This is a genomic window from Mycobacterium sp. UM_CSW (genome assembly GCF_000455205.1).
Classification (GTDB): domain Bacteria; phylum Actinomycetota; class Actinomycetes; order Mycobacteriales; family Mycobacteriaceae; genus Mycobacterium.
The window spans coordinates 39,619-63,657 of the sequence record NZ_AUWQ01000066.1; the positions used below are offsets into that span (position 1 = coordinate 39,619).

General features: G+C 69.4%; 23 protein-coding genes and 1 pseudogene. 5 read left to right on the forward strand and 19 right to left on the reverse strand.

All coding sequences use genetic code 11. The features are described from left to right. The first annotated feature begins 564 nt into the window (after window positions 1–564). Window positions 565–1,407 (forward strand): PPE family protein, encoded by an 843-nt coding sequence (locus tag N415_RS21550; RefSeq protein WP_068186548.1) that lies wholly within the window; start codon window positions 565–567, stop codon window positions 1,405–1,407. Here N415_RS21550 and N415_RS21555 read toward each other — a convergent pair. From N415_RS21555 to map, 7 genes are all read right to left on the reverse strand, one after another. After that, on the reverse strand, window positions 1,394–2,167 hold the full coding sequence (locus N415_RS21555) for a 3-oxoacyl-ACP reductase (RefSeq protein WP_068186550.1): 774 nt from the start codon (window positions 2,165–2,167) through the stop codon (window positions 1,394–1,396). The two genes, N415_RS21550 and N415_RS21555, sit on opposite strands and share 14 nt — an antisense overlap. Then, the gene (locus tag N415_RS21560) at window positions 2,167–3,534 is read right to left on the reverse strand and encodes an aldehyde dehydrogenase family protein (protein WP_068186552.1); all 1,368 of its coding nucleotides are present in this window, start codon (window positions 3,532–3,534) and stop codon (window positions 2,167–2,169) included. The genes N415_RS21555 and N415_RS21560 overlap by 1 nt, the downstream gene beginning before the upstream one ends. Then, entirely contained in the window at window positions 3,531–4,316 is a 786-nt protein-coding gene (locus N415_RS21565; RefSeq protein WP_081665408.1) for a gamma-glutamyl-gamma-aminobutyrate hydrolase family protein, read from the reverse strand. Before N415_RS21565 ends, N415_RS21560 begins: the two co-directional genes overlap by 4 nt. Further along, window positions 4,240–5,592 (reverse strand): glutamine synthetase family protein, encoded by a 1,353-nt coding sequence (locus tag N415_RS21570; RefSeq protein ID WP_068186556.1) that lies wholly within the window; start codon window positions 5,590–5,592, stop codon window positions 4,240–4,242. Before N415_RS21570 ends, N415_RS21565 begins: the two co-directional genes overlap by 77 nt. 11 nt (window positions 5,593–5,603) lie before the next feature. Next, window positions 5,604–6,155 carry an alpha/beta hydrolase gene (locus N415_RS21575; protein ID WP_068186558.1) on the reverse strand — a complete coding sequence of 184 codons (552 nt, stop codon included), beginning with the start codon at window positions 6,153–6,155 and terminating at the stop codon, window positions 5,604–5,606. A gap of 59 nt (window positions 6,156–6,214) precedes the next feature. After that, window positions 6,215–7,711, reverse strand: coding sequence for a cobyric acid synthase (locus N415_RS21580; protein WP_068186560.1), 1,497 nt, complete (start codon window positions 7,709–7,711; stop codon window positions 6,215–6,217). Window positions 7,712–7,781: 70 nt separating this feature from the next. Then, window positions 7,782–8,639 carry a type I methionyl aminopeptidase gene (gene map / locus N415_RS21585; RefSeq protein WP_068186562.1) on the reverse strand — a complete coding sequence of 286 codons (858 nt, stop codon included), beginning with the start codon at window positions 8,637–8,639 and terminating at the stop codon, window positions 7,782–7,784. Between the two features lie 248 nt (window positions 8,640–8,887). Between map and N415_RS21590 the strand changes: the two genes are divergently transcribed. Beyond that, window positions 8,888–9,898: a zinc-dependent alcohol dehydrogenase family protein gene (locus tag N415_RS21590; protein WP_239645653.1), complete on the forward strand. Its 1,011-nt coding sequence runs from the start codon at window positions 8,888–8,890 to the stop codon at window positions 9,896–9,898. Here N415_RS21590 and N415_RS21595 read toward each other — a convergent pair. Further along, a complete protein-coding gene (locus N415_RS21595) occupies window positions 9,893–10,696 on the reverse strand; it encodes a helix-turn-helix transcriptional regulator (protein WP_068186566.1) in 804 nt (267 codons plus the stop codon). The two genes, N415_RS21590 and N415_RS21595, sit on opposite strands and share 6 nt — an antisense overlap. Window positions 10,697–10,832: 136 nt before the next feature. On the opposite strand from N415_RS21595, the gene N415_RS21600 reads away from it, so the two are divergent. Continuing rightward, window positions 10,833–11,291 carry a hypothetical protein gene (locus N415_RS21600; RefSeq protein ID WP_068186568.1) on the forward strand — a complete coding sequence of 153 codons (459 nt, stop codon included), beginning with the start codon at window positions 10,833–10,835 and terminating at the stop codon, window positions 11,289–11,291. A 41-nt stretch (window positions 11,292–11,332) separates the two neighbouring features. After that, complete coding sequence (locus N415_RS21605) at window positions 11,333–12,301, forward strand: zinc-dependent alcohol dehydrogenase family protein (protein WP_068186570.1); 969 nt, start codon at window positions 11,333–11,335, stop codon at window positions 12,299–12,301. 119 nt (window positions 12,302–12,420) lie between these two features. Here N415_RS21605 and N415_RS21610 read toward each other — a convergent pair whose 3' ends face one another. From N415_RS21610 to dxr, 6 genes are all read right to left on the reverse strand, one after another. Next, a complete protein-coding gene (locus tag N415_RS21610; RefSeq protein ID WP_068186573.1) occupies window positions 12,421–13,005 on the reverse strand; it encodes a DUF1707 domain-containing protein in 585 nt (194 codons plus the stop codon). 44 nt (window positions 13,006–13,049) lie between these two features. Then, window positions 13,050–14,870 (reverse strand): penicillin-binding transpeptidase domain-containing protein, encoded by a 1,821-nt coding sequence (locus N415_RS21615; protein WP_068186576.1) that lies wholly within the window; start codon window positions 14,868–14,870, stop codon window positions 13,050–13,052. Between the two features lie 150 nt (window positions 14,871–15,020). Beyond that, window positions 15,021–15,875 (reverse strand): GNAT family N-acetyltransferase, encoded by an 855-nt coding sequence (locus tag N415_RS21620; protein WP_068186577.1) that lies wholly within the window; start codon window positions 15,873–15,875, stop codon window positions 15,021–15,023. A gap of 62 nt (window positions 15,876–15,937) precedes the next feature. Continuing rightward, the gene (gene ispG, locus N415_RS21625; protein WP_068103500.1) at window positions 15,938–17,080 is read right to left on the reverse strand and encodes a flavodoxin-dependent (E)-4-hydroxy-3-methylbut-2-enyl-diphosphate synthase; all 1,143 of its coding nucleotides are present in this window, start codon (window positions 17,078–17,080) and stop codon (window positions 15,938–15,940) included. Between the two features lie 11 nt (window positions 17,081–17,091). Next, complete coding sequence (locus N415_RS21630; RefSeq protein WP_068186579.1) at window positions 17,092–18,315, reverse strand: M50 family metallopeptidase; 1,224 nt, start codon at window positions 18,313–18,315, stop codon at window positions 17,092–17,094. Continuing rightward, window positions 18,312–19,484, reverse strand: coding sequence for a 1-deoxy-D-xylulose-5-phosphate reductoisomerase (gene dxr / locus N415_RS21635; protein ID WP_068186581.1), 1,173 nt, complete (start codon window positions 19,482–19,484; stop codon window positions 18,312–18,314). The genes N415_RS21630 and dxr overlap by 4 nt, the downstream gene beginning before the upstream one ends. Window positions 19,485–19,563: 79 nt before the next feature. On the opposite strand from dxr, the gene N415_RS32890 reads away from it, so the two are divergent. Further along, window positions 19,564–19,818, forward strand: coding sequence for a DUF2631 domain-containing protein (locus tag N415_RS32890; RefSeq protein WP_081665411.1), 255 nt, complete (start codon window positions 19,564–19,566; stop codon window positions 19,816–19,818). 36 nt (window positions 19,819–19,854) lie between these two features. Here N415_RS32890 and N415_RS21640 read toward each other — a convergent pair. The 5 genes and pseudogenes from N415_RS21640 to frr all read right to left on the reverse strand — a co-directional run. Beyond that, window positions 19,855–20,673 (reverse strand): annotated as a pseudogene (locus tag N415_RS21640) (cytochrome c biogenesis CcdA family protein); the annotation flags it as partial. A 4-nt stretch (window positions 20,674–20,677) separates the two neighbouring features. Beyond that, complete coding sequence (locus tag N415_RS21645) at window positions 20,678–21,184, reverse strand: protein disulfide oxidoreductase (RefSeq protein WP_068186583.1); 507 nt, start codon at window positions 21,182–21,184, stop codon at window positions 20,678–20,680. A 166-nt stretch (window positions 21,185–21,350) separates the two neighbouring features. Next, on the reverse strand, window positions 21,351–22,445 hold the full coding sequence (rlmN, locus tag N415_RS21650; protein WP_068186585.1) for a 23S rRNA (adenine(2503)-C(2))-methyltransferase RlmN: 1,095 nt from the start codon (window positions 22,443–22,445) through the stop codon (window positions 21,351–21,353). A 77-nt stretch (window positions 22,446–22,522) separates the two neighbouring features. Then, the gene (locus N415_RS21655) at window positions 22,523–23,452 is read right to left on the reverse strand and encodes a phosphatidate cytidylyltransferase (protein ID WP_068186587.1); all 930 of its coding nucleotides are present in this window, start codon (window positions 23,450–23,452) and stop codon (window positions 22,523–22,525) included. Window positions 23,453–23,468: 16 nt separating this feature from the next. Beyond that, entirely contained in the window at window positions 23,469–24,026 is a 558-nt protein-coding gene (gene frr / locus N415_RS21660) for a ribosome recycling factor (protein WP_068103487.1), read from the reverse strand. Window positions 24,027–24,039 lie beyond the last annotated feature (13 nt).

Sequence of the window (24,039 nt, forward strand, 5' to 3'; positions counted from 1 at the left end):
GGCCATGCGCAACCGCGCCAGGTCCTTCAGCCGAACGAACGCACGCCCAAGGCGCATCCGGACGGCCTCAGGGACACGCGGCCGCCGGATGCGTCGGCGCTTGGAGTCGCTGCCCACACCCGCGCTGGCGCGAACGCGGGAAGTATCCGGGGACAGCCACCGGGGCGCCCCCGCCAAGTCGGAAGGCATGGGTTCGTGCAGCATCCGGGGACGGCGCAAGCCGCCTGAGACCGGGCAATAGATGCCAGTGGGATCGCTTTTCATGGAGCCATCCCGGGGGATCCACACACCCGAAGGGTGCTGGAGAATTTCCCTGCCGCAGTGGCGGCAGGTGGCCGCATACAACTTTCGTCCCCCGTGATATTCGCTTGCAGGTTAGCGCCGCCCCCGACTGCACCGCTGGTTATGTCAACCTTACTTCGCAGTCACCCAAAAATGAAAGCACCTGTTTTCAAAGTCGGCGCCGAGCGTTCTCACAGCTCACTCCCCGTTATGAGAGCAAACAGGCTGTAACCCTGGCACGTATATCAAGGCATTCGGGTGCATTCGGGTGGAGAGGTGGTAATGGATTTCGCGACGCTTCCCCCGGAGATCAACTCCGGGCTGATGCATTCGGGCCCCGGCGCGGGATCGATGGCGGAGGCCGCCACGGCCTGGGACCGGCTTGCCGCGGGGCTGTATGCGGCGGCGGCGCAGACGCCGATGCTGGAGGGCGCGGCACCTTACGTGATTTGGCTGAACGCTGCCGCGGCGCGCGCCTCTCAAGCGGGCGCCCAGGCCGCGGCGGCGGCCAGAGCCCACGATTCGGCGCTGGCGGCGACGGTTCCCCCACCGGCGATCACCGCCAACCGCGCGCAGCTAAGGTCGCTGGGCCGCCGGAACTGCCTTGCGCAAAGCGGCCCGGCCATCGCGGACGTCGACGCCGAGTATGAGCAGATGTGGGCCCGCGACGCCGACGCCATGTACGCCTACGCCCGCGCGGCGGCCGACGCGGCGACGCTGGTCCCGTTCAGCTCGCCGCCGGGATATCCGGGCGCGACGGCCGGTCCCTGGGCCCTGCGCTCGGCGCCGGACGTCGTGTCTGCCGGCGGTCGGGTGATGTCGGCCATTCCCGCAGCGCTGCAGGCGTTTTCGGCGTCGCCGCTGACGCCCCTGGAGGCGTCGCTGTCGCCGGTGACCGCGCCGCTGTCCAGGCTGAGTTCCCTGTGCGCACCGTCGGGCCCCGCGATCGGATACCTCAGCGCCCTCAACAAAACTGCGGCGCTGCGCTCGCTCGTCCGGAAGCCGGCCCGCGTCGGACCGTTGGCCAGTTTCGGACGCGGGACGTCGATCGGGGGGCTCTCGGTGCCACGGGCGTGGGCAATGGCGATGGCGCGGCTGCGCCACCCGGCCGTCAGAGCGGGGTGACGTAGGCGGAGCTGATGCCGCCGTCGACCAGGAACGTCGACGCGGTGATGAACGAGGCGTCGTCGCTGGCCAAAAACGCCACCGCGGCGGCGATTTCGTCCGGCTCGGCGAATCGGCCCAGCGGCACGTGCACCAGCCGGCGCGCCGCGCGTTCTGGATCCTTCGCGAAAAGCTCTTGCAGGAGAGGGGTGTTGACCGGTCCGGGGCACAGCGCGTTGACGCGGATGCCCTGCCGGGCGAACTGCACGCCCAGCTCCCGCGACATCGCCAGCACCCCGCCCTTGGACGCGGTGTAGGAGATCTGCGACGTGGCCGACCCCAGCACCGCGACGAACGACGCCGTGTTGATGATCGACCCCTTCTGCGCGGGCACCATGTGCCGCAGCGCGGCCCGGCAACACAGGTAGACCGATTTGAGGTTGACGTCCTGGACTCGTTGCCACGCAGGGAGTTCGGTGTTTTCGATCAGGTCGTCCTCGGGCGGTGAGATGCCGGCGTTGTTGAACGCGATGTCGACCCAGCCGTACGCCTCGGCGGCGGCGTCGAACAGCGCGTTGACCGCGTCCTCGTCCGAAACATCCGTCGGCACAAACAAACCCGAGAGTTCCTCGGCGGCGGCCGCGCCGGCGTCGCGGTCGACGTCGCCCACGACGATGCTCGCGCCTTCGGCGCGCATCCGCCGTGCCGCGGCCAACCCGATGCCGCCGGCACCGCCGGTGATCACCGCGAAACGGCCCGCCAGCCGCTGCGACAGGTCCATTACGAGCCCTCCTTGACGGCGATGAACACGTTCTTGGTCTCGGTGAAATGCAATGGCGCGTCAGGGCCCAGCTCGCGGCCCAGGCCGGACTGCTTGAACCCGCCGAACGGCGTGTTGTAGCGGACCGACGAGTGCGAATTCACGGACAGGTTGCCGGACTCGACCGCCCGCGACACCCGCAGGGCCCGGGACAGGTCGTCGGTCCAGATGGATCCCGACAGCCCGTAGGCGGTGTCGTTGGCGAGCGCGACGGCGTCGTCCTCGTCGTCGAACGCCAACACGGTGACGACGGGACCGAAGATCTCCTCGGTGACGGCGCGGTCGTTTCGCTGCGGGGTGAGAACCGTTGGTGGAAACCAGAATCCGCGACCGGACGGCGCGGTGCCCCGGAAGGCGACGGGGGCGTCGTCGGGCACGTAGGAAGCGACCTTGTCGCGGTGCGCGCCCGACACCAGGGGCCCCATCTCGGTGTTGCGGGATGCGGGGTCGCCGACAGCGACGGCCTTGACCGCCGGCTCGAGCAACTCCATGAACCGGTCATACACGCTGCGCTGCACCAGGATCCGGCTGCGCGCACAGCAGTCCTGCCCGGCATTGTCGAACACCCCGGCGGGCGCGGTCGCCGCCGCGCGCTCCAGGTCGCAGTCGGCGAAGACGATGTTGGCGCTCTTGCCGCCGAGTTCCAGCGTCACCCGCTTGACCTGCGCCGCCGCGCCCGCCATCACGCTCTTGCCCACCTCGGTGGAGCCGGTGAACACCACCTTGCGCACTCCCGCGTGGGTGACCAACCGCTCCCCCGCCACGGCGCCCTTGCCGGGCAGCACCTGGAGCAGGTCCGCATCGAGCCCCGCCTCGACCGCCAGCTCGCCCAGCCGCATCGTGGTCAGCGGCGTCCACTCGGCGGGCTTGACCAGCACGGCGTTGCCGGCGGCCAGCGCGGGGGCGATGCTCCACGACGCGATCGGCATCGGGAAGTTCCACGGCGTGATCACGCCGATGACGCCCAGCGGCTCGTTGAAGGTGACGTCGATGCCGTCGGCGACGGGAATCTGCTTGCCGGACAAGCGCTCCGGGCTGCCCGAGTAGAACGTCAGCACATCGCGGACGTGGCCGGCCTCCCATTCCGCGGACGCGATCGGGTGCCCCGAGTTGGCCACCTCGAGCGCGGCCAGCTCGTCGACGTGGGCGTCGACGACGGCGGCGAACGCCCGCAGGGCCGCCGCACGCCCGGCCGGCGCCAACCGCGCCCAGCGTCGCTGGGCCGCGCGGGCGCGCGCCACGGCGTCGTCGACGGCAGGGGCGTCGAAGAGCTCGACGGAACGCAGCACTTCCTCGGTCGCGGGGTTGACCAGTTGCGTTGCCGTCATCGGGTGACCCGCGCGGCTTCCACCACCGCCTTGAACAGCCGCAGGTCGTCGAGCGATTTCTCCGGATGCCATTGCACCGCAAGCGCGAACCTCTCGCCGGGCACCTCGACTGCCTCCACCACGCCGTCGGGGTCCATCGCGCTGACTGCCAGGCCGTCACCGACCTTGTCGATGGCCTGGTGGTGATAGCAGGGCGCGTCGACGCACTCCCCGATCAACGCGGCCAGGCGCGTGCCCGCCACGGTGCGCACCGGCAACCGGTTGAACACCCCGTTGCCGGCGCGGTGGCCGTTGTGGCCGAGGACGTCGGGCAGGTGCTGGTGCAGGGTGCCGCCGAAGGCGACGTTGAGCAGTTGCGCGCCGCGGCAGATGCCCAGCACGGGGAGCCCGCGGTCCAGTGCGCCGCGCAACAGCGCCAACTCCCAGGCGTCGCGGTCCGTGCGCGGCGAGTCGGTGGCCGGATGCGGGTCCTGGCCGTAGCCGGCCGGGTCGACGTCGTAGCCGCCGGTGATCACCAGCGCGTCCAGGCTGTCCAGCAGGCGATCGACGACCTCGGGGTCCGCCGGCTGCGGCGGCAGCAGCGCCGCGATGCCACCGGCCATGACGACACCCTCGAAGTAGTCGGCGGGCAGGTAACCGGCGGGGATATCCCAGATCCCGGTCCGCACCTGTTCGAGATAACTGGTCAGGCCGACGACGGGGCGCCTATAGCCGTTCAAACCCTCGCATCCTCTCCCAGTCGGTGACCGCCGCGTTGAACGCCGCCAACTCCACGCGGGCATTGTTCAGGTAGTGCGCGACGACGTCGTCGCCGAAGGCCTCCCGCGCGAGCGCCGACCCTTCGAAGAATGCCGCCGCCTCTGCGAGCGTGCCGGGCAGCCGGTCGACGTCGGGTGCCTCGTAGGCATTCCCGGTGTAGGGCGCGGGCGGCTCGAGGCCCCGTTCGATACCGTACAGCCCCCCGGCGATCAGCGCCGCCGCAGCGAGGTAGGGGTTGACATCGCCGCCGGGCACCCGGCATTCGACCCGCAGGTTGCGCCCGTGGCCGACCACCCGCAGCGCGCAGGTGCGGTTGTCCAGGCCCCACGCGATCGCGGTCGGCGCGAAGCTGCCGTCGGCGAATCGCTTGTACGAGTTGATGTTTGGCGCGTAGAACAGCGTCAGTTCGCGCAGCGTGGCCAACAGGCCCGCAATGAAACCGCAAAACGTCGCCGACATGCCGTGCGGGCGGGCGCCGTCGTCGAACACGGCCGTATCGTCCGGCCCGCGCAGCGACAGGTGGATGTGGCAGCTATTGCCCTCCCGCTCATCGTATTTCGCCATGAACGTCAGACTCTTGCCGTGCTGGTCCGCGATCTCCTTGGCGCCGTTCTTGTAGATAGTGTGGTTGTCGCAAGTGACCAGCGCCTCGGCGTAGCGGAACCCGATTTCCTGCTGGCCCCGGTTGCATTCGCCCTTGACGGCCTCGAACCGCAGGCCCGCGCCCTCCATCCCCAGCCGGATGTCGCGCAGCAGCGGCTCCATCCGCGACGACGCCAGCATCGCGTAGTCGATGTTGTAGTCGCTGGCCGGCGTCAGCCCGCGGTAGCCGCTCGCCCAAGCCTGGCGGTACGGCTCGTCGAACACGATGAACTCCAGCTCGGTGGCGATGTCGGCGGCCAGGTCGCGCTCGCCCAGCCGGGCGAGCTGGCGGCGCAGGATCGCCCGGGGCGCGACGGCGACCTCACCGCCGTCGGCCCAGCCGAGGTCGGCGATCACCAGGGCGGTGCTTGGCAGCCACGGGACCAGGCGCAGGGTGGCCAGGTCCGGCGTCATCACCATGTCGCCGTAGCCGGTTTCCCAGCTCGACATCGCGTAGCCGGACACCGTGTTCATGTCGACATCGACGGCCAGCAGATAGCTGCAGCACTCGGCGCCGTGCGCGGCGACCTCGTCGACGAAGAGCCTGGCCGACATGCGCTTGCCGACCAGCCGGCCCTGCATGTCGGCGAACGCCACGATGACGGTGTCCACCGCGCCGCCGCCCACCAGCTCGTCCAGCGCGGCTAACGTGAGCATGGCGGAAGGCGCTACCACGTGCTGGTGCGCAGGACGATCTCGGCGGCCAGCTGTGCCGTCGACTCCTGCACGGTGCGCCGGCCGAGGTCGACCACGCGGTATTCGGCGTAGACGTACCGCTGGCTCGCGTCCGCCACGGCCTTGGCGGCCGGCGAGCTGACCAGCACGGTGGTGCCGATTTCCACCGGCGGGCAGTGCTCGTCGAGCACCACGCCGTTGGGGTCGGCCACCCGCGGATGCCCGCGGTCGATCACGACCAGGCCGACGAACCGGCCCAACCGGGTGGCCGCCAGTTCCCAGGCGAGCTCACCGCCGGCCCGGTCGCCGAAGACCACAGCCCAGCGAATGCCCAGCGAGTCGAGGATGCCGACCACCGATTTCGCGGTCAGGCGCGGGTCGAGGCCGACGACGACCGTGCGAAGCGAGGCGGTATGCAGGCGCTCACACACCGCGTCGTAGGCGACCGGCGAGCGCTGCTGGTCTCCGAGGATGACGACGACGACACCCTTCTCCGGCCCGGCTACGGACACCGGAACGGGAAATCCGTCGAGCGTGGTCATCATCGAGTGCACTCACGCACGTTACCTGTCAAAGGCCAGCGTGCGCGAGGTTTCGTCCTCTCCTACTGGCGTAACGCACTGGCAATGAACGGTCGGGGCGGCGGCCCGTCGAACAGCCCGAGGACCGCGTCGACGTCGAGATGGGCGGCCAGCAGGTCGGCGATCGCGTCGAGTTGGGTTTCGCGGCCCGCGGCGACGTCGGTGTCGGCGACGACGAAACCGTCGCGGCCGGCCGCGTCGGCGACCCGGGTGAGCCAACCCCGGCGGAAGTCGTCGTTGTCGAGCAGGCCGTGCCAGTGGGTGCCGAAGACGGCGCCGCGCACGACGCCCTGGGCTTCGGCGTCCTGTTCGAACCAGGTGTCCTCGGCGCAGCGGGAGAGCCGCCCGTGGTGGATTTCGTATCCGGAGAGCGGCTGCTGCCAGCGCCGCAGCACCTTGGGCTTGCCGAAGGCGATGTCGGCGTCGAGCAGGCCCAGCCCGGCGACCTCCCCCGCGCCGGATTCGACCGTGTCCTCGATGCGCCGGCACAGCATCTGGAACCCGCCGCAGATGCCCAGCACCGGCTTACCGGCCCGGGCGTGGTCGACGAGTGCGCCGGCCAGGCCGCGTTCGCGCAGCCACGACAGGTCGGCGACGGTCGCCTTGCTACCCGGGATCACGATCAGGTCGGTGTCGGCCACGTCGGCGGGATCGGTGATCCAGCGCACCAGCACGCCGGGCTCACAGGCCAGCGCCTCGACGTCGGTGGAGTTGGAGATGCGGGGCAGCCGGATCGCGGCGACCCGAAGCCACTGATCGCCGCGGGGCGGCGCGGGCGTGCCCAGGACGCGGCTCGCGACCACCGACAGCGAGTCCTCGGCGTCCAACCAGAGCTCCTCGGCGTAGGGCAGCACCCCGTAGGTCGGGCGGCCGGTCAGGGTGTGCAGCTGGCGCAGACCGGGTTCCAGCAGCGCGGGGTCGCCGCGGAACTTGTTGACGACGAAGCCGGCGATCAGCGCCTGGTCCTCGGGCTCGAGCACCGCGACCGTCCCGAACAGGTGCGCCAGCAGCCCGCCGCGATCGATGTCACCGACCAGAATCACCGGCAGGTTCGCGGCCCGGGCCAGCCCCATGTTGGCCAAATCCGTGGCCCGCAGGTTGATCTCGGCCGGCGAGCCGGCGCCCTCGCAGATCACCGCGTCGAATTCGGCTCGCAGGCTGGACAATTCGTCGGCGACGATGCCGGCCAGGCGGTCGCGGTGCGCGAAATAGCCGGCCGCGGTGACCGACTCGGCGACCTGGCCGCGGATCACCAGCTGCGAGGTGCGGTCGGCGCCCGGTTTGAGCAGGATCGGGTTGAACCGCACGCTGGGCTCCAGCCCCGCCGCGCGCGCCTGGATCGCCTGGGCGCGGCCGATCTCTCCGCCTTCGACCGTGACCACCGAGTTGTTGGACATGTTCTGCGCCTTGAACGGCGCCACCCGAATCCCCTTGCGCGCCAACAACCGGCACAGCCCCGCCACCACCACCGATTTACCGGCGTCGGAGCTGGTGCCCGCGACCAGCAGAGCCCCGCTCACCGTTCTGCGGCGACCAGACGCAGAATCGCACTTTCCAGGCGGAAACAGTGCGATTCTGCGTCTGCTCGCGTTAGAGACAAGTGAGGATCTCGGCGCCGGTGTCGGTGACCAGCAGCGTGTGCTCGAACTGGGCGGTCCACTTGCGGTCCTTGGTGACAACCGTCCAGCCGTCGTCCCAGATCTCGTAATCCAGCGCGCCGAGGTTGATCATCGGTTCGATGGTGAACGTCATTCCCGGCTGGATGATCGTCGCCACGGAGGGCTGGTCGTAATGCAGCACCACCAGCCCGTTGTGAAAGGTAGTGCCGATGCCGTGGCCGGTGAAGTCACGAACGACGTTGTAGCCGAACCGGTTTGCGTACGACTCGATGACGCGGCCGACCACCGAGAGCGCGCGGCCCGGCTTGACGGCGTTGATCGCGCGCATCGTGGCCTCGTGGGTGCGCTCCACGAGCAGCCGGTGCTCCTCGGCGACGTCGCCGGCCAGGAACGTCGCGTTGGTGTCGCCGTGCACCCCGTCGATGTAGGCGGTGACGTCGATGTTGACGATGTCGCCGTCCTCGATCACCGTCGAGTCGGGGATGCCGTGGCAGATGACCTCGTTGAGCGACGTGCAGCACGACTTCGGGAAGCCCTTGTAGCCGAGCGTCGACGGGTAGGCGCCGTTGTCGATCATGTACTCGTGGGCGATCCGGTCGAGTTCGTCGGTCGTCACCCCGGGCGCGACCGCCTTGCCCGCCTCGGCCAGGGCGCCGGCCGCGATCCGGCCGGCGACGCGCATCTTCTCGATCACCTCGGGCGTCTGCACCCACGGCTCGCTGCCCTCCCGCGCGGTCGGCTTGCCGACGTACTCGGGGCGGGGGATGCGCCCGGGCACCGGCAGAGTCGGCGATATCACCCCGGGAGAAAGCGCGGTGCGAGCTGGCATGGCGCCAGCTTAATAGCGTTCGCTCGACGGGGCGCGTGTGCGTCGGCGGCTTTGAGCGTGAGCGCAGGGCGCCACGGCTTCACAATCGCCGCCGCCAGTTCACCCGCAAGACCGTCAGCTCACGCGATGAACGGCCTCGGCGGGTTCACTAGACCCTCAGAAACCGCGCAGCGGTGGCAGCATTACCGCTAGTGCGGCCGTATTCGGCCACCCTGATCGACCGAAGGAGCGTCAGGACGATGCGTGCGATGCGTTCCCTCGTCGCCGACAGGGTTGGCGAACCGTCCGAGGTCCTGAACCTGCAGACCCGCCCGATTCCGGAGCCCGGTCCCGGCCAGGTCCGCATCCGGGTGTCAGCGGTACCGGTCGAGGCCAGCGATCTCCATACCATCCGCGGCCGGTACGGATTCACCCCGGAGTTCCCCGCGGTGCCCGGTATCGAATCCGTCGGTGTGATCGACGAAGTGGGTCGCGGTGCGGATGGCCTGACTGTCGGACAGCGGGTCATGACGGTCGGGGTGACGGGCACGTGGCAGGAGTACGTTGTCGCCGACGCCTCGCGGGTCGTGCCCGTTCCCGCGGGCATGAGCGATTCCACGGCCGCTCAGATTCTCAGTAATCCGCTCACTGCGGTGATCTTGACCGGCAATGAGCTCGATGTTCAACCGGGTGAATGGCTACTTCAGACCGCGGCCGGTTCAATCGTGGGCCGGTCGGTCATCCAACTCGGAGTGCACGTCGGCTTCAAGACGCTCAACGTGGTTCGCCGTCGATCCGCGGTCGAGGAGATCCTCGCGGCAGGGGGCACCGCGGTGATCTGCACCGAGGATGAGGACCTGCGCGAGCGGGTGGCCGACATAGCGGGCCACGACGGCGTGTCCAAGGCGATCGACTGTGTCAGCGGTCAGGTGGGTGCGGACGTGTCGCGCGCGCTGGCGGCGCGCGGTGAGCTGGTCGTCTACGGCGCGTTGTCCACGCATCGCCAGACCGATCCCGACAAACTCACCGTCCCGATCTTCGCGCGCTCGCTCATCTACGAAACCAAGACAGTTCGGGGGTTCTGGCTGTTCCGCTGGTTGACCGAAACCCCGACGGATCGGATAGCCGCGACGATCAACCGGACAGTTCAGCTCGCCGACAGCGGCGTGCTGCGCGTCCCGGAGGGCCAGCCCATCCCCGCCGAAAAGTTCAGCGAGGCTGTCCATTTGGCCGAAGCTCCCGCACACGGCGGCAAACCGCTGCTGGTGTTTGGGTTATGAGGCCGCGAGTGCGGCGAGTGCTTTTGCCGAATCACTGCCCGGCTCGGGGTGGTAAATGAACACCTGAGTGTCGGAGTCGGGGATGCTGAGCCTGGTGCGGCGAAGGTAGAGATCACCCGCCACGGGATGGCGGATGTGCAGAATGCCGGTCCGGTATCCGACGTCCGCGCGTGCCCAGAGTTCGCGGAATCGGTCGCTGGCCGCCGAGAGCTCGTCGACCAAGGCGCGCAAGCGGGGATCGCCCACATCACCGGCCACCGATTCCCGCAGACCACTCACCGCGACCTCAGTTGCCTCGTCCCAGTCGACGAAGAAATCGCGAGCAGCCGGCGCCAGCAGCCGCCACCGCAAGAAGTTTTCGCCGGGCGCGAACCCCGGAGACAACGCACACGCAATTGCATTGGCCGCCAACACATCCTGGTATCGGTTGGTGACGATCGCGGGAAGCGAGATCTGGTCGATCAGTTGATCCAGACCGTCAACCGCCGTCTCTGCAACGGGTCGAGGGTTGTGCGCCGACCGCAAGCCCGCAAGCCGATGCAGATGTTCGGTGGCATTGATGTCCAGTCGCAGCGCCCGGGCTAGCGCATCGATCACCTGTGCGGACGGGTGCCGGTCACGTCCTTGCTCAAGTCGCAGGTAGTAGTCAGCGCTAATCCCGGCGAGCATCGCCAATTCCTCGCGCCGCAATCCCGAGACACGCCTGCGAGGTCCGGAATTAAGCCCGACATCCTCTGGGCGGATTTGTTCGCGACGTGCGCGCAGAAAATCACCCAGCGCGCCAGCCGTCGTCGACATTGCCTGATCTTAAGACTGTTCCTCGCAGTCCCAGGGTCAACAAGGTTGCCGTACGAAGCCCCTACCCGGAATTGGCATTACCGGCGAAACGCTTCCGGTAGACGAAATACCCACACCACCAATCAAGGAGCACGCCATGACCACTCTTCACTTTCACCAGTCGACAACCTCCACCCCCGCGCAGTTCGTCGCCGGGCTTACCGATTTCGGCCCGGGCCGTTCGGAGATCTTCCCGAACAGCGCCGACAGTGACCTCGAAGTGCACCGCCGGGGCGACCGTGACGCCGACGTCACCGAGGGTTCGGGCGGCATCTGGGAGCGCCTGCATTACGACTGGTCCGACCCGAACCGCGTCGTGCTGACCACGACTGACTCGAACACCTGGGGCGGCGCGTCCGGTTACGTCTACACCCTGACCCCGCGTCCCGACGGCACCACGAATGTGGACGTCGAGATCGTCCGCGAGGGCAAGAGCTTCAAGGGCCGCCTGTTGGCGCTGCTCCTCGCGACGGGCGGCCGCAACGTGTTGAAGAAGCCGTTCGTCCACAGCGTCAAGGCCATCGAGGCCCGCGGTGACGCCGAAATTCGGCGATAGCCCGCTGTCAACGTCAACCAGCGAAGTGGAGAGGAATTGGCATGCGCGCCATCCAAATTGACCGATTCGGCGACCCCGCAGAGGTGCTCCGCGTCGTCGACATCGAGGAGCCGCCGCCACCGCGCCCGCACGAGGTGCTGGTGGGCGTTGAGTTCTCGCCGTTGAACAAGCACGACCTACTGGTTGTCACCGGCATGCTGGCGCGACCACCCCTACCCCACATATTGGGCGCAGAGGGGGTTGCGCGCGTGCTTGCCACGGGCGCCGAGGTCGATGGCCTGCAGGTCGGCGACCTGGTCGTGCTACCGCTGTATGCGGGTGCGTGGCGTGAGCGGCTCGTCCTGCCCGCCGATGACCTGTTCGCACTGCCGGCCGGCGGCGCCATCGAGCAGTACTCGATGCTGGGCAGTAACCCCCCGACCGCGGGCCTGATGCTCAGCGAATGCGCCCCCCTGCAGGCCGGTGACTGGGTGGTTCAGAACGCCGCGAACTCCGGTGTGGGGCGGTCATTGATCGCGCTGGCCAAACGTCGTGGACTCAAGACGATCAACCTGGCCCGCGACGAGACAACATTCGCCGAGCTCAAAGCAGCCGGGGCCGACGTGGTGCACGTCGACGATGCCGACGCGGTCGGCGATGTTCGGGCGATTATCGGCGACGCGCGGGTGGCGCTGGCGGTGGACGCCGTCGGTGGCCCCGGGGTCGCGCGGCTGCTCGAATTGCTGTCCGACGGTGGATCGTTGGTCAGCTATTCCTGGGCCAGGGACGAACCGATGTGGGTCGACACCTCGACCCTGGTCGCCAAGCACCTCACCGTCCGCGGATTCTTCGTCGGGGATTTCGACTACCGCGCCAAGGTACAGCCCGTCATCCAAGAGGCGGCACCGCTGGTGGCCGACGGCACCCTCGTCGTCCCGGTGGCGGACGTGTACCCGCTGGAGCGCATCCAGGACGCGGTGCAGCATCTCCTCCGTGGCGGCAAGATCCTGCTGAACGTGGCGGGGCGATGAACGCGCGCACATCGCGGCGTGTGAATCTACTGCTTTGCGCGTGAGCGCAGGGCGCCACAGCTTCACAATCGCCGCCGCCAGTTCACAGGCAACGCCACTAATTCACACGCAAAGCCTGATCAACCAGGGCGGCGGCGCAGCAGCGAGCGCCGCGGCCCGCGGATGATCAGCGACCCGCACACCACCCGGCCCGTCAACACGACATGCGGCGTCCCCTCGCCCGGCGCGCCCTTGCGGCGATCGCTGGCGCTGCCGACGTAGACCTCGACGTCGTCGATCGAGGCGCTGGCGCCGTCGGGCAACCGGACCTCCACCGAGCCGAACCGCATGTCGAGCTCGATGATCACCACCGGCCCGGCGAAGCGGGCACGGGTGAGGTCGAGGTGCACCGAGCCGAGCCGGCGCACCAGCGCCAGCCGCGTCGGCACGGTCCACTCGCCGTGGCGCTTCAGCGAGCCGGCCCAGCCGCGCAGCTCCACCCGGTCGGCCGCGGACGAGACGAACGCGCCGGGCCCGGGCAGGTCACCGACCAGCCCGTCCAGCTCGCTTCGGGTGCGCGCGTAGGACACCTGGGTCGAGCGCTGCTCGAACTCGTCGATGTCGATCAGGCCGAGCGCGACGGCGTTGTGCAGCCGCCGCATCGTGCCGTTCCGGTCGGCGTCGGAGACCCGTAACGCCAGCATGTCCCCGCCGGTATCGGTCATGATCGCAAATTTACCGCTGTTGGAGCCCCCGGGACCGGGGCAGTTCAGGCCAGGTAGCCCGGCGGCATCGCCTCGAACATGAATTTCGTCATCCGCACCGCCCACTCCGAGCTGCCACCCCCGACGATCAGCGCGGCGAACGCCAGGTCGCCGCGGTACCCGGCGAACCAGGAGTGCGATCCGCCCGGGAACTCGGCCTCGCCGGTCTTCCCGTAGATCTCGCCGCAGCCGGCGATCTCCTTGGCGGTCCCGTTGGTCACCACCAGCCGCATCATCGGCCGCAGCGCCTCGACCATCTTCGGGCTGATCGGGGTATCGTCCCCCTCGACCGTCGTCGGGCGGCCGGCGATGAGCTGCGGCACCGGAGTCTTGCCGGCCGCGACCGTCGCCGCCACCAAGGCCATGCCGAACGGGCTCGCCAGCACCTTGCCCTGGCCGAAGCCGTCCTCGGTGCGCTCGGCCAGGTCCACCGTCGGGGGCACCGACCCGGTCACGGTGGTGAGGCCGTCAACGGTGTAGTCGAGCCCGATGCCGTAGCGGGTGGCCGTCTGGGTCAGGCCGCGGGGCGGCATCCTGCTGCTCAGCTCGGCGAAGGTGGTGTTGCACGAACTGGCGAACGCGCGCGACATGGGCACCACACCCAGGTCGAAGCCTCCGTAGTTCGGGATGGTGCGATGCCCGATGTCGATGTGGCCGGGGCACCCCAGCATCGAGTTGGGGGTGGCCATGTCGCGGTCGATGGCGGCGCCCGCCGTGATCATCTTGAAGGTCGACCCGGGCGGGAACAGGCCGTTGGTGGCCGGCAGGCCGTCGGCGTCGGCGCCCTTGTTCTGCGCGATCGCGAGGATCTCCCCCGTCGACGGCTTGATCACGACGATCATCGCCTTGCCGCCCTTGTTGTCCACGGCGCGCTGGGCGGCGTTCTGCACCACCCGGTCCAGCGTGATCGACACCGACGGCGCCGGCGACCCCTCGACCTCGTGCAGCACTGCGACGTCGACGTTGTTCTGGTTGACGCTGACCACCCGCCAGCCCGCCTGGCCGTCGAGCTGATCCATCACGGCTTTCTTCACCTCGCCGATGACGGCCGGCGCGAAATGCGGGTCGGTGGGCAGCATTTCGGCCTGCGGCGTGACCACGATGCCGGGCAGCCGGCCGATCGCCGGGAAGACCTTGTCGTTGTCGTCGGGATGCAGCGTGACGCCCAGGTCCAGCGGGTGGGTCGCCGCGCTGGCCTGCTCGGCGAGCACCTGCGGGTCGGTGAGCGTGTTGTTGAACGGCCGCAGCACGTCGACGATCGTGTGGGTGGTGAAGCTCAGCGACTCCGACGGGCCGGCCTGGGTGGCGTCCAGCGTGTAGTGATACAGGTAGCCCGGCGCCAGCACGTCGCTGCCGCCGAGTTCGTTCACCGAGGCGCGCCGCGGCCGATCGGCCCGCAGCGCGAACGTCTGGTGCTCGCCAAGCTTGGGATGCAGGTCGGTGGTGACCCACCGAACCTCCCAGCGCCCCTCGTCGCGGGCCATCTTCAGCTGGCCGTCATAGCTCCAGGTCCGGTTCTTCGGCAGGTGCCAGGTGAAGCGGTAGTCGACGGTGCCGGTGTCCTCGGCGTACTTCGAGCTGAGAACCTGCGCATCCAGGTGGGTGGCCTGCAGCCCGGCCCAGGCGGCATTGAGCGCTTCACGGGCCTCGTTGGGGTTGTCGCTGAGCTGCGCGGCCGTCGCGGTGTCCCCGATTGCCAAGGCGCCGAAGAACTTCTCGGCGGCCGGCGCGGGTCCGTCGGGCCGCGGCGTGCAGCCGGACAGGCTTATCGCCGCGACGAGCAGCACGCTGGCGCCGGCTGAGGCTGCTGTTGCTTTTGTGACCATCGGTGCAAATGTTATGAACTGCGGCGCCCACACCTGCCTCGACACACCGAGACCCGACCGTTATGCACGGATCGGACTCCCGAGCGTCGCGCCAGAGTGACGTTCGTGGCCGAGCGCCACGCCAGAGTGGCGTTCGAGGCGAGGAGGCAGCTAGTCCAGCAGGACCGTCGCGAAGGTGCCCACCTCGGCGAAGCCGACCCGCGCGTACGCGGCGCGGGCGACGGTGTTGAAGCTGTTCACGTACAGGCTGGCGACCCGGCCGGTGGCGACGATCACAGCGGCCACGGTCGCAGTGCCCGCGGTGCCGAGGCCGAGGCCGCGCCACTCGGGGTGCACCCAGACCCCTTGGATCTGACCGACGCCCGGCGACTGCGACCCGACCTCGGCCTTGAAGATCACCTGGCCGTGCTCGAAGCGGGCCCAGGCCCGGCCCGCCGCGATCAGGCTCGCCACCCGCCGGCGGTAGCCGCGACCGCCGTCGCCGAGCCGCGGGTCGACGCCGACCTCGCCGATGAACATGTCGACGGCGGCCACCAGGTAAGCGTCCAGCTCGTCGGGCCGCACCTGCCGCACGCCGGGGTCGATATCACAGTTCGGGTGGCTGGTCAGGGCCATCAGCGGCTGGTGGTCGCGCACGTCGCGCGCCGGACCCCAGGCCCCCTCGAGGCGCTCCCACATGGGCATCACCAGGTTGGCCCGGCCGACCAGCGAGGAACACCGCCGCGTCGCGCTCATCGCCTCGTCGGCGAAGGCGTTCAGGTCGGCCGGTCCGCCGCGCAGCGGGATGAGGTTGGCGCCGGCGAAGCACAGCGACTCGTCGGGGCCGCGCCGCGTCCACAGCTCCCCGCCGATCGAATTGGGTTCGATGCCGTGGTCGGCCACCCGGGCCGCAACCATGCACGAGCCGACCGGGTCGTCGTTGAGCACCCGCCACACCGCGGCGGCGTCGCGCACCACGGAAACCCGCCGCTCGCCGACAAGGCGAAAGATGGGCGGAGCCGACATCTGGGGAACTCTCTGTGGTGCGAACTGACGATCTTAAAAACAGAGCTGGGCGCGGGCCCCTATTAGCTTACGGTCACAATCGGCGAACCGCTCGGTTCTGTTCCCGGATCGGTACCCATTTCTGACGCGAGTCGCATGGCCTCCTCGATCAGCGTCTCGACGATCTGGGCCTCGGGCACGGTCTTGATCACCTCGCCGCGAACGAAGATCTGCCCCTTGCCATTTCCCGACGCGACGCCCAGGTCGGCCTCGCGGGCCTCGCCCGGACCGTTGACGACGCAACCCATCACGGCCACCCGCAGCGGGACGTCGAGCCCATCCAGACCTGCGGTGACCGCGTTGGCCAGCGTGTAGACGTCAACCTGGGCGCGACCACACGACGGGCACGACACGATCTCGAGGCCGCGGGGCCGCAGGTTCAGCGACTCGAGGATCTGGATGCCGACCTTGACCTCCTCGACCGGCGGCGCCGACAGCGACACCCGGATGGTGTCGCCGATCCCCCGCGACAGCAGCGCGCCGAAGGCGACCGCCGACTTGATGGTGCCCTGGAACGCGGGACCGGCCTCGGTGACGCCGAGGTGCAGCGGGTAGTCGCATTGGGCGGCCAGCTGCTCGTAGGCGGCGACCATCACGACGGGGTCGTTGTGCTTGACGCTGATCTTGATGTCGCCGAAGCCGTGCTCCTCGAACAGCGACGCTTCCCATAGCGCGGACTCGACCAGCGCCTCGGGGGTGGCCTTGCCGTACTTCTCCATGAACCGCTTGTCCAGCGAGCCGGCGTTGACGCCGATGCGGATCGGGATGCCGGCCGCCGCCGCGGCCTTGGCGACCTCGCCGACCCGGCCGTCGAACTCCTTGATGTTGCCGGGGTTCACCCGCACCGCGGCGCACCCGGCGTCGATGGCGGCGAAGATGTACTTCGGCTGGAAGTGGATGTCGGCGATCACCGGGATCTGGCTGTGCCGCGCGATCTCGGCGAGCGCGTCGGCGTCCTCCTGACGCGGGCAGGCGACGCGCACAATGTCGCACCCGGCGGCGGTCAGCTCGGCGATCTGCTGCAGCGTCGTGTTGACGTCGTGCGTCTTGGTGGTGCACATCGACTGCACCGAGATCGGGTAGTCGCTGCCGACGCCGACGTCGCGCACCATCAGTTGGCGCGTCTTGCGCCGGGGCGCCAGCGTCGGCGGCGGGGCGTCCGGCATTCCCAGGCTGGTCACTGGAACAGCCTGATCGGGTTGACGAGGTCGGCGGTCACGGTCAGCAGCATGTAGCCGACCACGAACACCAGCACCACGTACGTGGCGGGCATCAGCTTGAGGTAGTTCACCGGCGCCGCCGCGACCATGCCGCGCGCCGAGCGGATCAGGTTGCGGATCTTCTCGAACACCGCGATGGCGATGTGGCCGCCGTCGAACGGCAGCAGCGGCACCAGGTTGATGGCGCCCAGGATGAGGTTCAGCTGGGCCAGGAAGAACCAGAACGCCACCCACAGCCCGTGGTCGACGGTGTCGCCGCCGATGATGCTGGCGCCGACGACGCTCATCGGCGTTCCCGGGTCGCGCTGCCCGCCGCCGATGGCGTGCACCAGCGCCCCGACCTTCGTCGGGATCGTCACCAGCGCCTTGCCCACCTCGACGGTCAGGTCGCCGGCGAAGGCGAAGGTGGCCGGTATCGCCGACAGGACGTTGTAGTGCGTCGGCGGGGTCTTGACGGTGCCGACGCCGATGGCGCCGACCGTGGCGGCCTCCGGCTTGGCGTCCCGCCCCTTGGCCGGATTGGTCAGGTAGCGCTGGGTCGGCGTCACGTCGACGTACGTGGTGATGCTGGTGCCGTCGCGCTCGACGACGACGGGGACGGTGCCGTGCAGCTTGCGCACCGCGGCCGCCATGTCCTCGAACGTGGACACCGGGGTGTCGCCCACCTTGACGACGACGTCGCCGGGGCGGATCCCGGCGGCCGCCGCCGGGCCGGGCCCGGTGCAGTTGCCGAGCTTGCCCGGGGCGGTTTCCGGTGCGACGCAAGCGGTTTCGCCGACGACGGCCTTGGTGGGCGGGTGCAGGTTGGGCAGCCCCCAGACCAGCGCGATGCCGTAGATCAGGACCAGGCAGATGACGAAGTTCATGCCCGGGCCGGCGAACAGCGTCGCGACCCGCTTCCAGGTCGCCTGCTTGTACATGGCGCGGTCGGCCTCGTCGGGCTCGAGATCCTCGACCGGGGTCATCCCGGCGATGTCGCAGAAGCCGCCCAGCGGGACGGCCTTGATGCCGTACTCGATCTCGCCGCGCCGCGTCGACCACAGCGTGGGCCCGAAGCCGACGAAATAGCGCCGCACCTTCATGCCGGTGCCGCGCGCGACCCACATATGGCCGCACTCGTGCAGCGCCACCGAGATCAAGATGGCGAGCGCGAACAGCACGATGCCGATTGCGAACATCATCGGGTTGCTAGGACCTTTCTGACAGCGCGCTGCGCTCGCTCACGTGCCCAGCGCTGCGCGTCCAGTACCTCATCCACGGTAGCGGGTGAAACGGACCATTGGTCGGCGGCGTGCAGCACGTCGGCGACGGTTTTGACGATCGCGGGGAATCCGATCCTGCCGTTCAGGAAGGCGTCGGCCGCCTCCTCGTTGGCCGCGTTGTACACGGCGGTCATGCAGCCACCGGTCTGACCGGCGTGCCGGGCCAGCTCGACGGCGGGGAAAACGTCGTTGTCCAGCGGCTCGAATTCCCAGCTAGAGGCCGTGGTGAAGTCGCATGCCGGGGCGGCGCCGGGCACCCGGTCGGGCCAGCCGAGCGCCAGCGAAATGGGCAGCTTCATGTCCGGCGGGCTGGCCTGGGCGATCGTCGAGCCGTCCACGAAGGTGACCATCGAATGAACAATCGACTGGGGGTGCACGACGACGTCGATCCGGTCGTAGTGAATGCCGAACAGCAGGTGGGTCTCGATGAGCTCGAGCCCCTTATTGACCAGCGACGCCGAGTTCAGCGTGTTCATCGGGCCCATCGACCAGGTGGGGTGGGCGCCCGCCTGCTCGGGCGTGACGGCCTCGAGGTCGGCGGCGGACCACCCGCGGAATGGCCCGCCCGAGGCCGTCAGCACCAGCTTGGCGACCTCGTCCGGCGCGCCGCCGCGCAGGCACTGAGCCAGCGCCGAGTGCTCGGAGTCGACCGGCACGATCTGGCCGGGCCGCGCCGCCCGCAGCACCAGCGGCCCCCCGGCGATCAGCGATTCCTTGTTGGCCAGCGCGAGCCGGGCCCCGGAGTCCAGCGCGGCCAGGGTCGGGCGCAGGCCCAGCGCCCCGACCAGCGCGTTGAGGACGACGTCGGCATCAGTCTCCTGGACCAGCCGGGTCACCGCTTCCGGGCCGCTGTAGGGGACGTCCCCGACCTGCTGCGCCGCGCGCTCGTCGGCGACGGCGATGTTGGTGACGCCGGTCTCGGCGCGCTGGCGCGCGAGCGCGTCGGGATTGGCCCCACCCGCCGCCAGCCCGACCACCTCGAAACGGTCGGGGTTGGCCGCGATGACCTCGAGCGCCTGGGTGCCGATCGAGCCGGTGCTGCCCAGCACCAGTACGCGCAGGCGGCCGCCGGCAGTCGCGTTAGTCACTCACTCATTGTGCCCGCTCGGTCGCGCGGGCGGGTGTGCCAGAATCTCTCCTACCAGCCGATCACGAAGGGGATTCGCCGTGGCCAGTACCGAGGTGGAGCACTACAACGGCGTCGACGTCGCCGAGGTGCCGTCCGCAGCCTGGGGGTGGAGCAAGATCAACGTCCGCACCTGGCACGCGATCGGGCTGTTCATCGTCATATTCCTGCTGGCCATGATGTGGGGCAACCACGTCGGCCACGTCGAGAACTGGTTCCTGGTCGGGTTCGCCGTCCTGACGCTCGTCGTGCTGGTGCGCGACCTGTGGGGCCGCCGCCGCGGCTGGATCCGATAGCGCTCGGCGGAGCCGCTGCGCCCGTCGTCGCCAGGCGGCGCCGACCAGCAACACGAACAGAGCCACCGCCCACGGCAGCACGCCGTGTTGGTGCACCCAGCCGGCCAGCGCGCCCTGCAGGCGGCCGGCGGACATGATCACAGCGTCGTCGGGACTGGCGTTCGTGTTGAACAGGCGCAGCTCGTAGACGCCGTAATAGCCGACGTACAGCCCGACCAGCACCAGCAGCGCCCCACCGATCCGGTTGACCCGCGGCAGGACGCGCCGCAGGCGGTCGGCCAGGGCCGAGCTCGCCGTCGCCGCCGCGACGGCCAGGACGCCCACCACCAACGTCAGGCCCGCCACATAGGCGAGGTAGACCGAGGCCCCCGTGGCGACCGACCCGCCCCGCAGGCCGGCGGCGGTGACGGCCAGGAAGGGCCCGACGGTGCACGACAGCGATGCGATCGCATAGCTGACGCCATAGGAGTACATCGAGCCCAGCCGCACCGTCGGCGCCCAGCGCGGACCCAGCCGGCGTGGTGTCAGCGCCGTCAACTCGCGGCCCGACAGGAGCCAAACCCCAAGCGCGACAAGCACAATCCCGATGACCACCGTCGCGTAGGGCAGGTATCGCTGCACGGTCGAGGCCGCCGAGATGGTCAGCGCGCCGAACAACCCGAACACCGTCAGGAAGCCGAGCGCCATCCCGACCGTCGCCGCCACCGCGCGGCCGACCGGCGCCAGGGCGCGCCGTTCGGCGTCCTGCCCGCGCACCACGAGGAGCAGGTACGCGGGCAGCATCGCGAACCCGCACGGGTTCAGCGCCGCGACCAAACCGGCCGCGAACGCCAGACCGATCAGACCTCGGTCCACCGGTCTAGCGCAGCGCCGCGACCCGCCCGGCCAGCTCGTCCTGGGGCATGGCCGCGGTGGGGTTGTTCACGAACGTCGAGCTGCCGTCGGCGCGGTAGAACACCCAGGCCGGCTGCCAGGGGACGTTGTAGCGGGCCCAGATCGAGCCGTTGGCGTCGTTGAGGTTGGTGAAATTCAGGTTGTACTTGGAGACGAAGTTCTGCATCGCCCCCACGTCCGAATGCGCCGCGACGCCGACGAACGTGACGCCCGGATTGGCGGCGGCCACCTGGCTGAGGCCGGGGGCCTCGGCGTTGCAGAACGGGCACCACGGCGTCCAGAACCACAGCACCGCCGGCTTGCCCTGCAGGCTGGCGCCGTTGAACGGCGCACCGCTGAGCGTGGTGGCGCTGAATTGCAGCCGGTCGTCGGCGGCAGCCGAGCGCGGCGCGTCGGCCAGCCCGAATATCAGGGCGGCGGCGAAAAGCGCCACGGCAAGGAGCTTGAGCGGAGTCAAGAGCCGAAACATCATGGCATCACCTCGTTTGCTGGTTATGCCTAAAAGACGCGGCGGGGGCCCGCTCGGTTCACTCTTCGGCGGCCAGCTGTCCGCAGGCTGGGTCTGATCGCCTGCGCTCCAGCTACCCGCCTTCGGCGGCCAGCTGTCCGCAGGCGGGGTCTGATCGCCTGCGCTCCAGCTACCCGCCTTCGGCGGCCAGCTGTCCGCAGGCGGCGCTGATCTCCCGTCCCCGCGTGTCGCGCACCGTGCAGGAGACGCCCTTCGCTCGCACCCGTCGAACGAACTCGCGCTCCACCGCCTTCGGGCTGGCATCCCAGTCACTGCCGGGGGTGGGGTTGAGCGGGATCAGGTTCACGTGCACCAGCGGGCCGAGCGCGCCGTGCAGCCGCTTCCCCAGCAGGTCGGCCCGCCAGGGCTGGTCGTTGACGTCGCGGATCAGCGCGTACTCCACCGACACCCGCCGGCCGGTCACGTCGGCGTAATAGCGGGCCGCGTCGAGGGCCTCGGCGATCTTCCACCGGTTGTTGACCGGGACGAGCGTGTCGCGCAACTCGTCGTCGGGCGCGTGCAACGACAGCGCCAGGGTGACCCCGAGGCGCTCGTCGGCGAGTTTGCGGATACCGGGGACCAGGCCGACGGTGGACACCGTCACCGAGCGCGCCGAAATCCCGAAGCCCTGCGGCGGCGCCTCGATGATGCGCCGCACGGCGGCCAGCACCCGGTTGTAGTTCGCCATCGGCTCCCCCATGCCCATGAAAACCACGTTGGATAGCCGATCGCCGAACTCGTCGCGCAGCGCCGCCGCGCCGGCGCGCACCTGCTCGAGGATCTCAGCCGTGGACAGGTTCCTGGTCAGGCCGCCCTGGCCGGTGGCGCAGAACGGGCACGCCATCCCGCAGCCGGCCTGCGACGAGATGCAGACCGTGTTGCGGTCGGGGTAGCGCATCAGCACCGACTCGACGGTGGCGCCATCGAGGGCACGCCACAACGTCTTTCGCGTCTGCCCGGCATCGCAAGTGACTTCCGCCGCCGCGGTGAGGAGGTTGGGGAACATCGCCTCGGCGATCGCGTCGCGCACGGCCGCCGGGAGGTCGGTCATCTCCCGGGGATCGGCGATCAGCCGGCCGTAGTACTGATGCGCGAGCTGCTTGGCGCGAAAGGCCGGCAGGCCCAGCTCCGCGACGGCCGACGCGCGGCCGGCCGCGTCGAGGTCGGCCAGGTGCCGCGGCGGCTTGCTCGGGCGCGGCTCGGTGAACACCAATTGTTGGACCATGACGTGTCCAGTATCCCCGGGCTGGTCGCATGGTGACGACCCGCTGCGCCCCCAACGCGCGCTTGCGATCGCCACGCCTAGGGCACCAGGGTCAGCACAATCCACGCCGCGACGGCCGACGGGAGGACCCCGTCGAGGCGATCCATCAGACCGCCGTGGCCGGGAAGCAGCCGGCCCATGTCTTTGATGCCGAGGTCGCGCTTGACCTGTGACTCGACCAGGTCGCCCAGCGTGCAAGTCATCACGAGGACGACGCCCAGCAGCGCCCCGATCCACACCGGCTTCTCGGCCAGGAAGGTCGCGGTCAGGATGGCGGCGGTGATGCCAAACACCAGCGATCCGACCAACCCCTCCCAGGATTTCTTCGGGCTGATCGCCGGGACCATCGGATGCTTACCCAGCAGCACGCCCACGGCGTAGCCGCCCACGTCGGACGCGACGACGGTGATCATCAGGCAGAACACCCGTCCGGCGCCGTCCTTCGGATAGACCAGCAGCGCGGCGAAGGAGGCGAACAGCGGGACCCAGGCGGCCAGGAAGACGGTGGCGGACGCGTCGCGCAGGTAGTTCGCCGACGGCGATCCGGCGAACGGCTCGGGCCGATGGCTGTTGTCCTGCATAAACAGCCGCCAGACGTTGCAAGCCACCACGGTCGACGCGAAGCCGGCCAGCGCGCCGGCGGCGTGGTATGGCCACGTCAGCCACACCGTGACCTGCCCACCGATCAGCAGCGGGATCAGCGGGATGACGTATCCGGCTTCGCGCAGCCGCCGAACCACCTCGTGGCTGGCCACCAGAACGGCCCCGGCGCAGTAGAGCACCCAGACGTGGGGGGCGAAGATCAGCGTCACGACGAGAACGGCGCCGATGCTGACGCCCACCGCGATCGCGGCGCGCAGGTCGCGTCCCGCCCGCGACGTCTTCGTGGCCGGCTGCTGCGTGGGGTTTTTCGGCGGACGCGGGGGCTCGTCGGGCGGAGTGCCTGCGCCGGTGGTTGCCACGGACATGATTGCTGAGCGGCCGCTAGACCTCCAGCAGCTCGCCTTCTTTGTGCTTGACCAACTCATCGATCTGGGTGACGTACTGATGGGTGGTCTTGTCCAAATCCTTCTCGGCCCGGCTGACCTCGTCCTCACCGGCCTCGCCGTCCTTGCGGATCCGGTGCAGCTCCTCCATCGCCTTGCGACGGATGTTGCGCACCGACACGCGGGCCTCTTCCCCCTTGTGCTTGGCCTGCTTGACCAGCTCCCGGCGGCGCTCCTCGGTGAGTTGCGGCACTGCCACCCGGATCAGGGTGCCGTCGTTGGTGGGATTGACCCCCAGATCGGAGTTGCGGATCGCCGTCTCGATGGCGTGCAGCTGGCTGGTCTCGTAGGGCTTGATGACGACGAGTCGCGCCTCGGGGACGTTGATGCTGGCCAGCTGCGTGATCGGCGTGTTGGTGCCGTAGTAGTCGATGACGATCCGGTTGAACATGCCCGGGTTGGCGCGGCCGGTTCGGATGGTGGACAGGTCGTCGCGGGCTACGGATACCGCCTTCTCCATTTTCTCTTCCGCGTCGAAGAGAGCTTCGTCGATCATTTTCCGCGTCTTC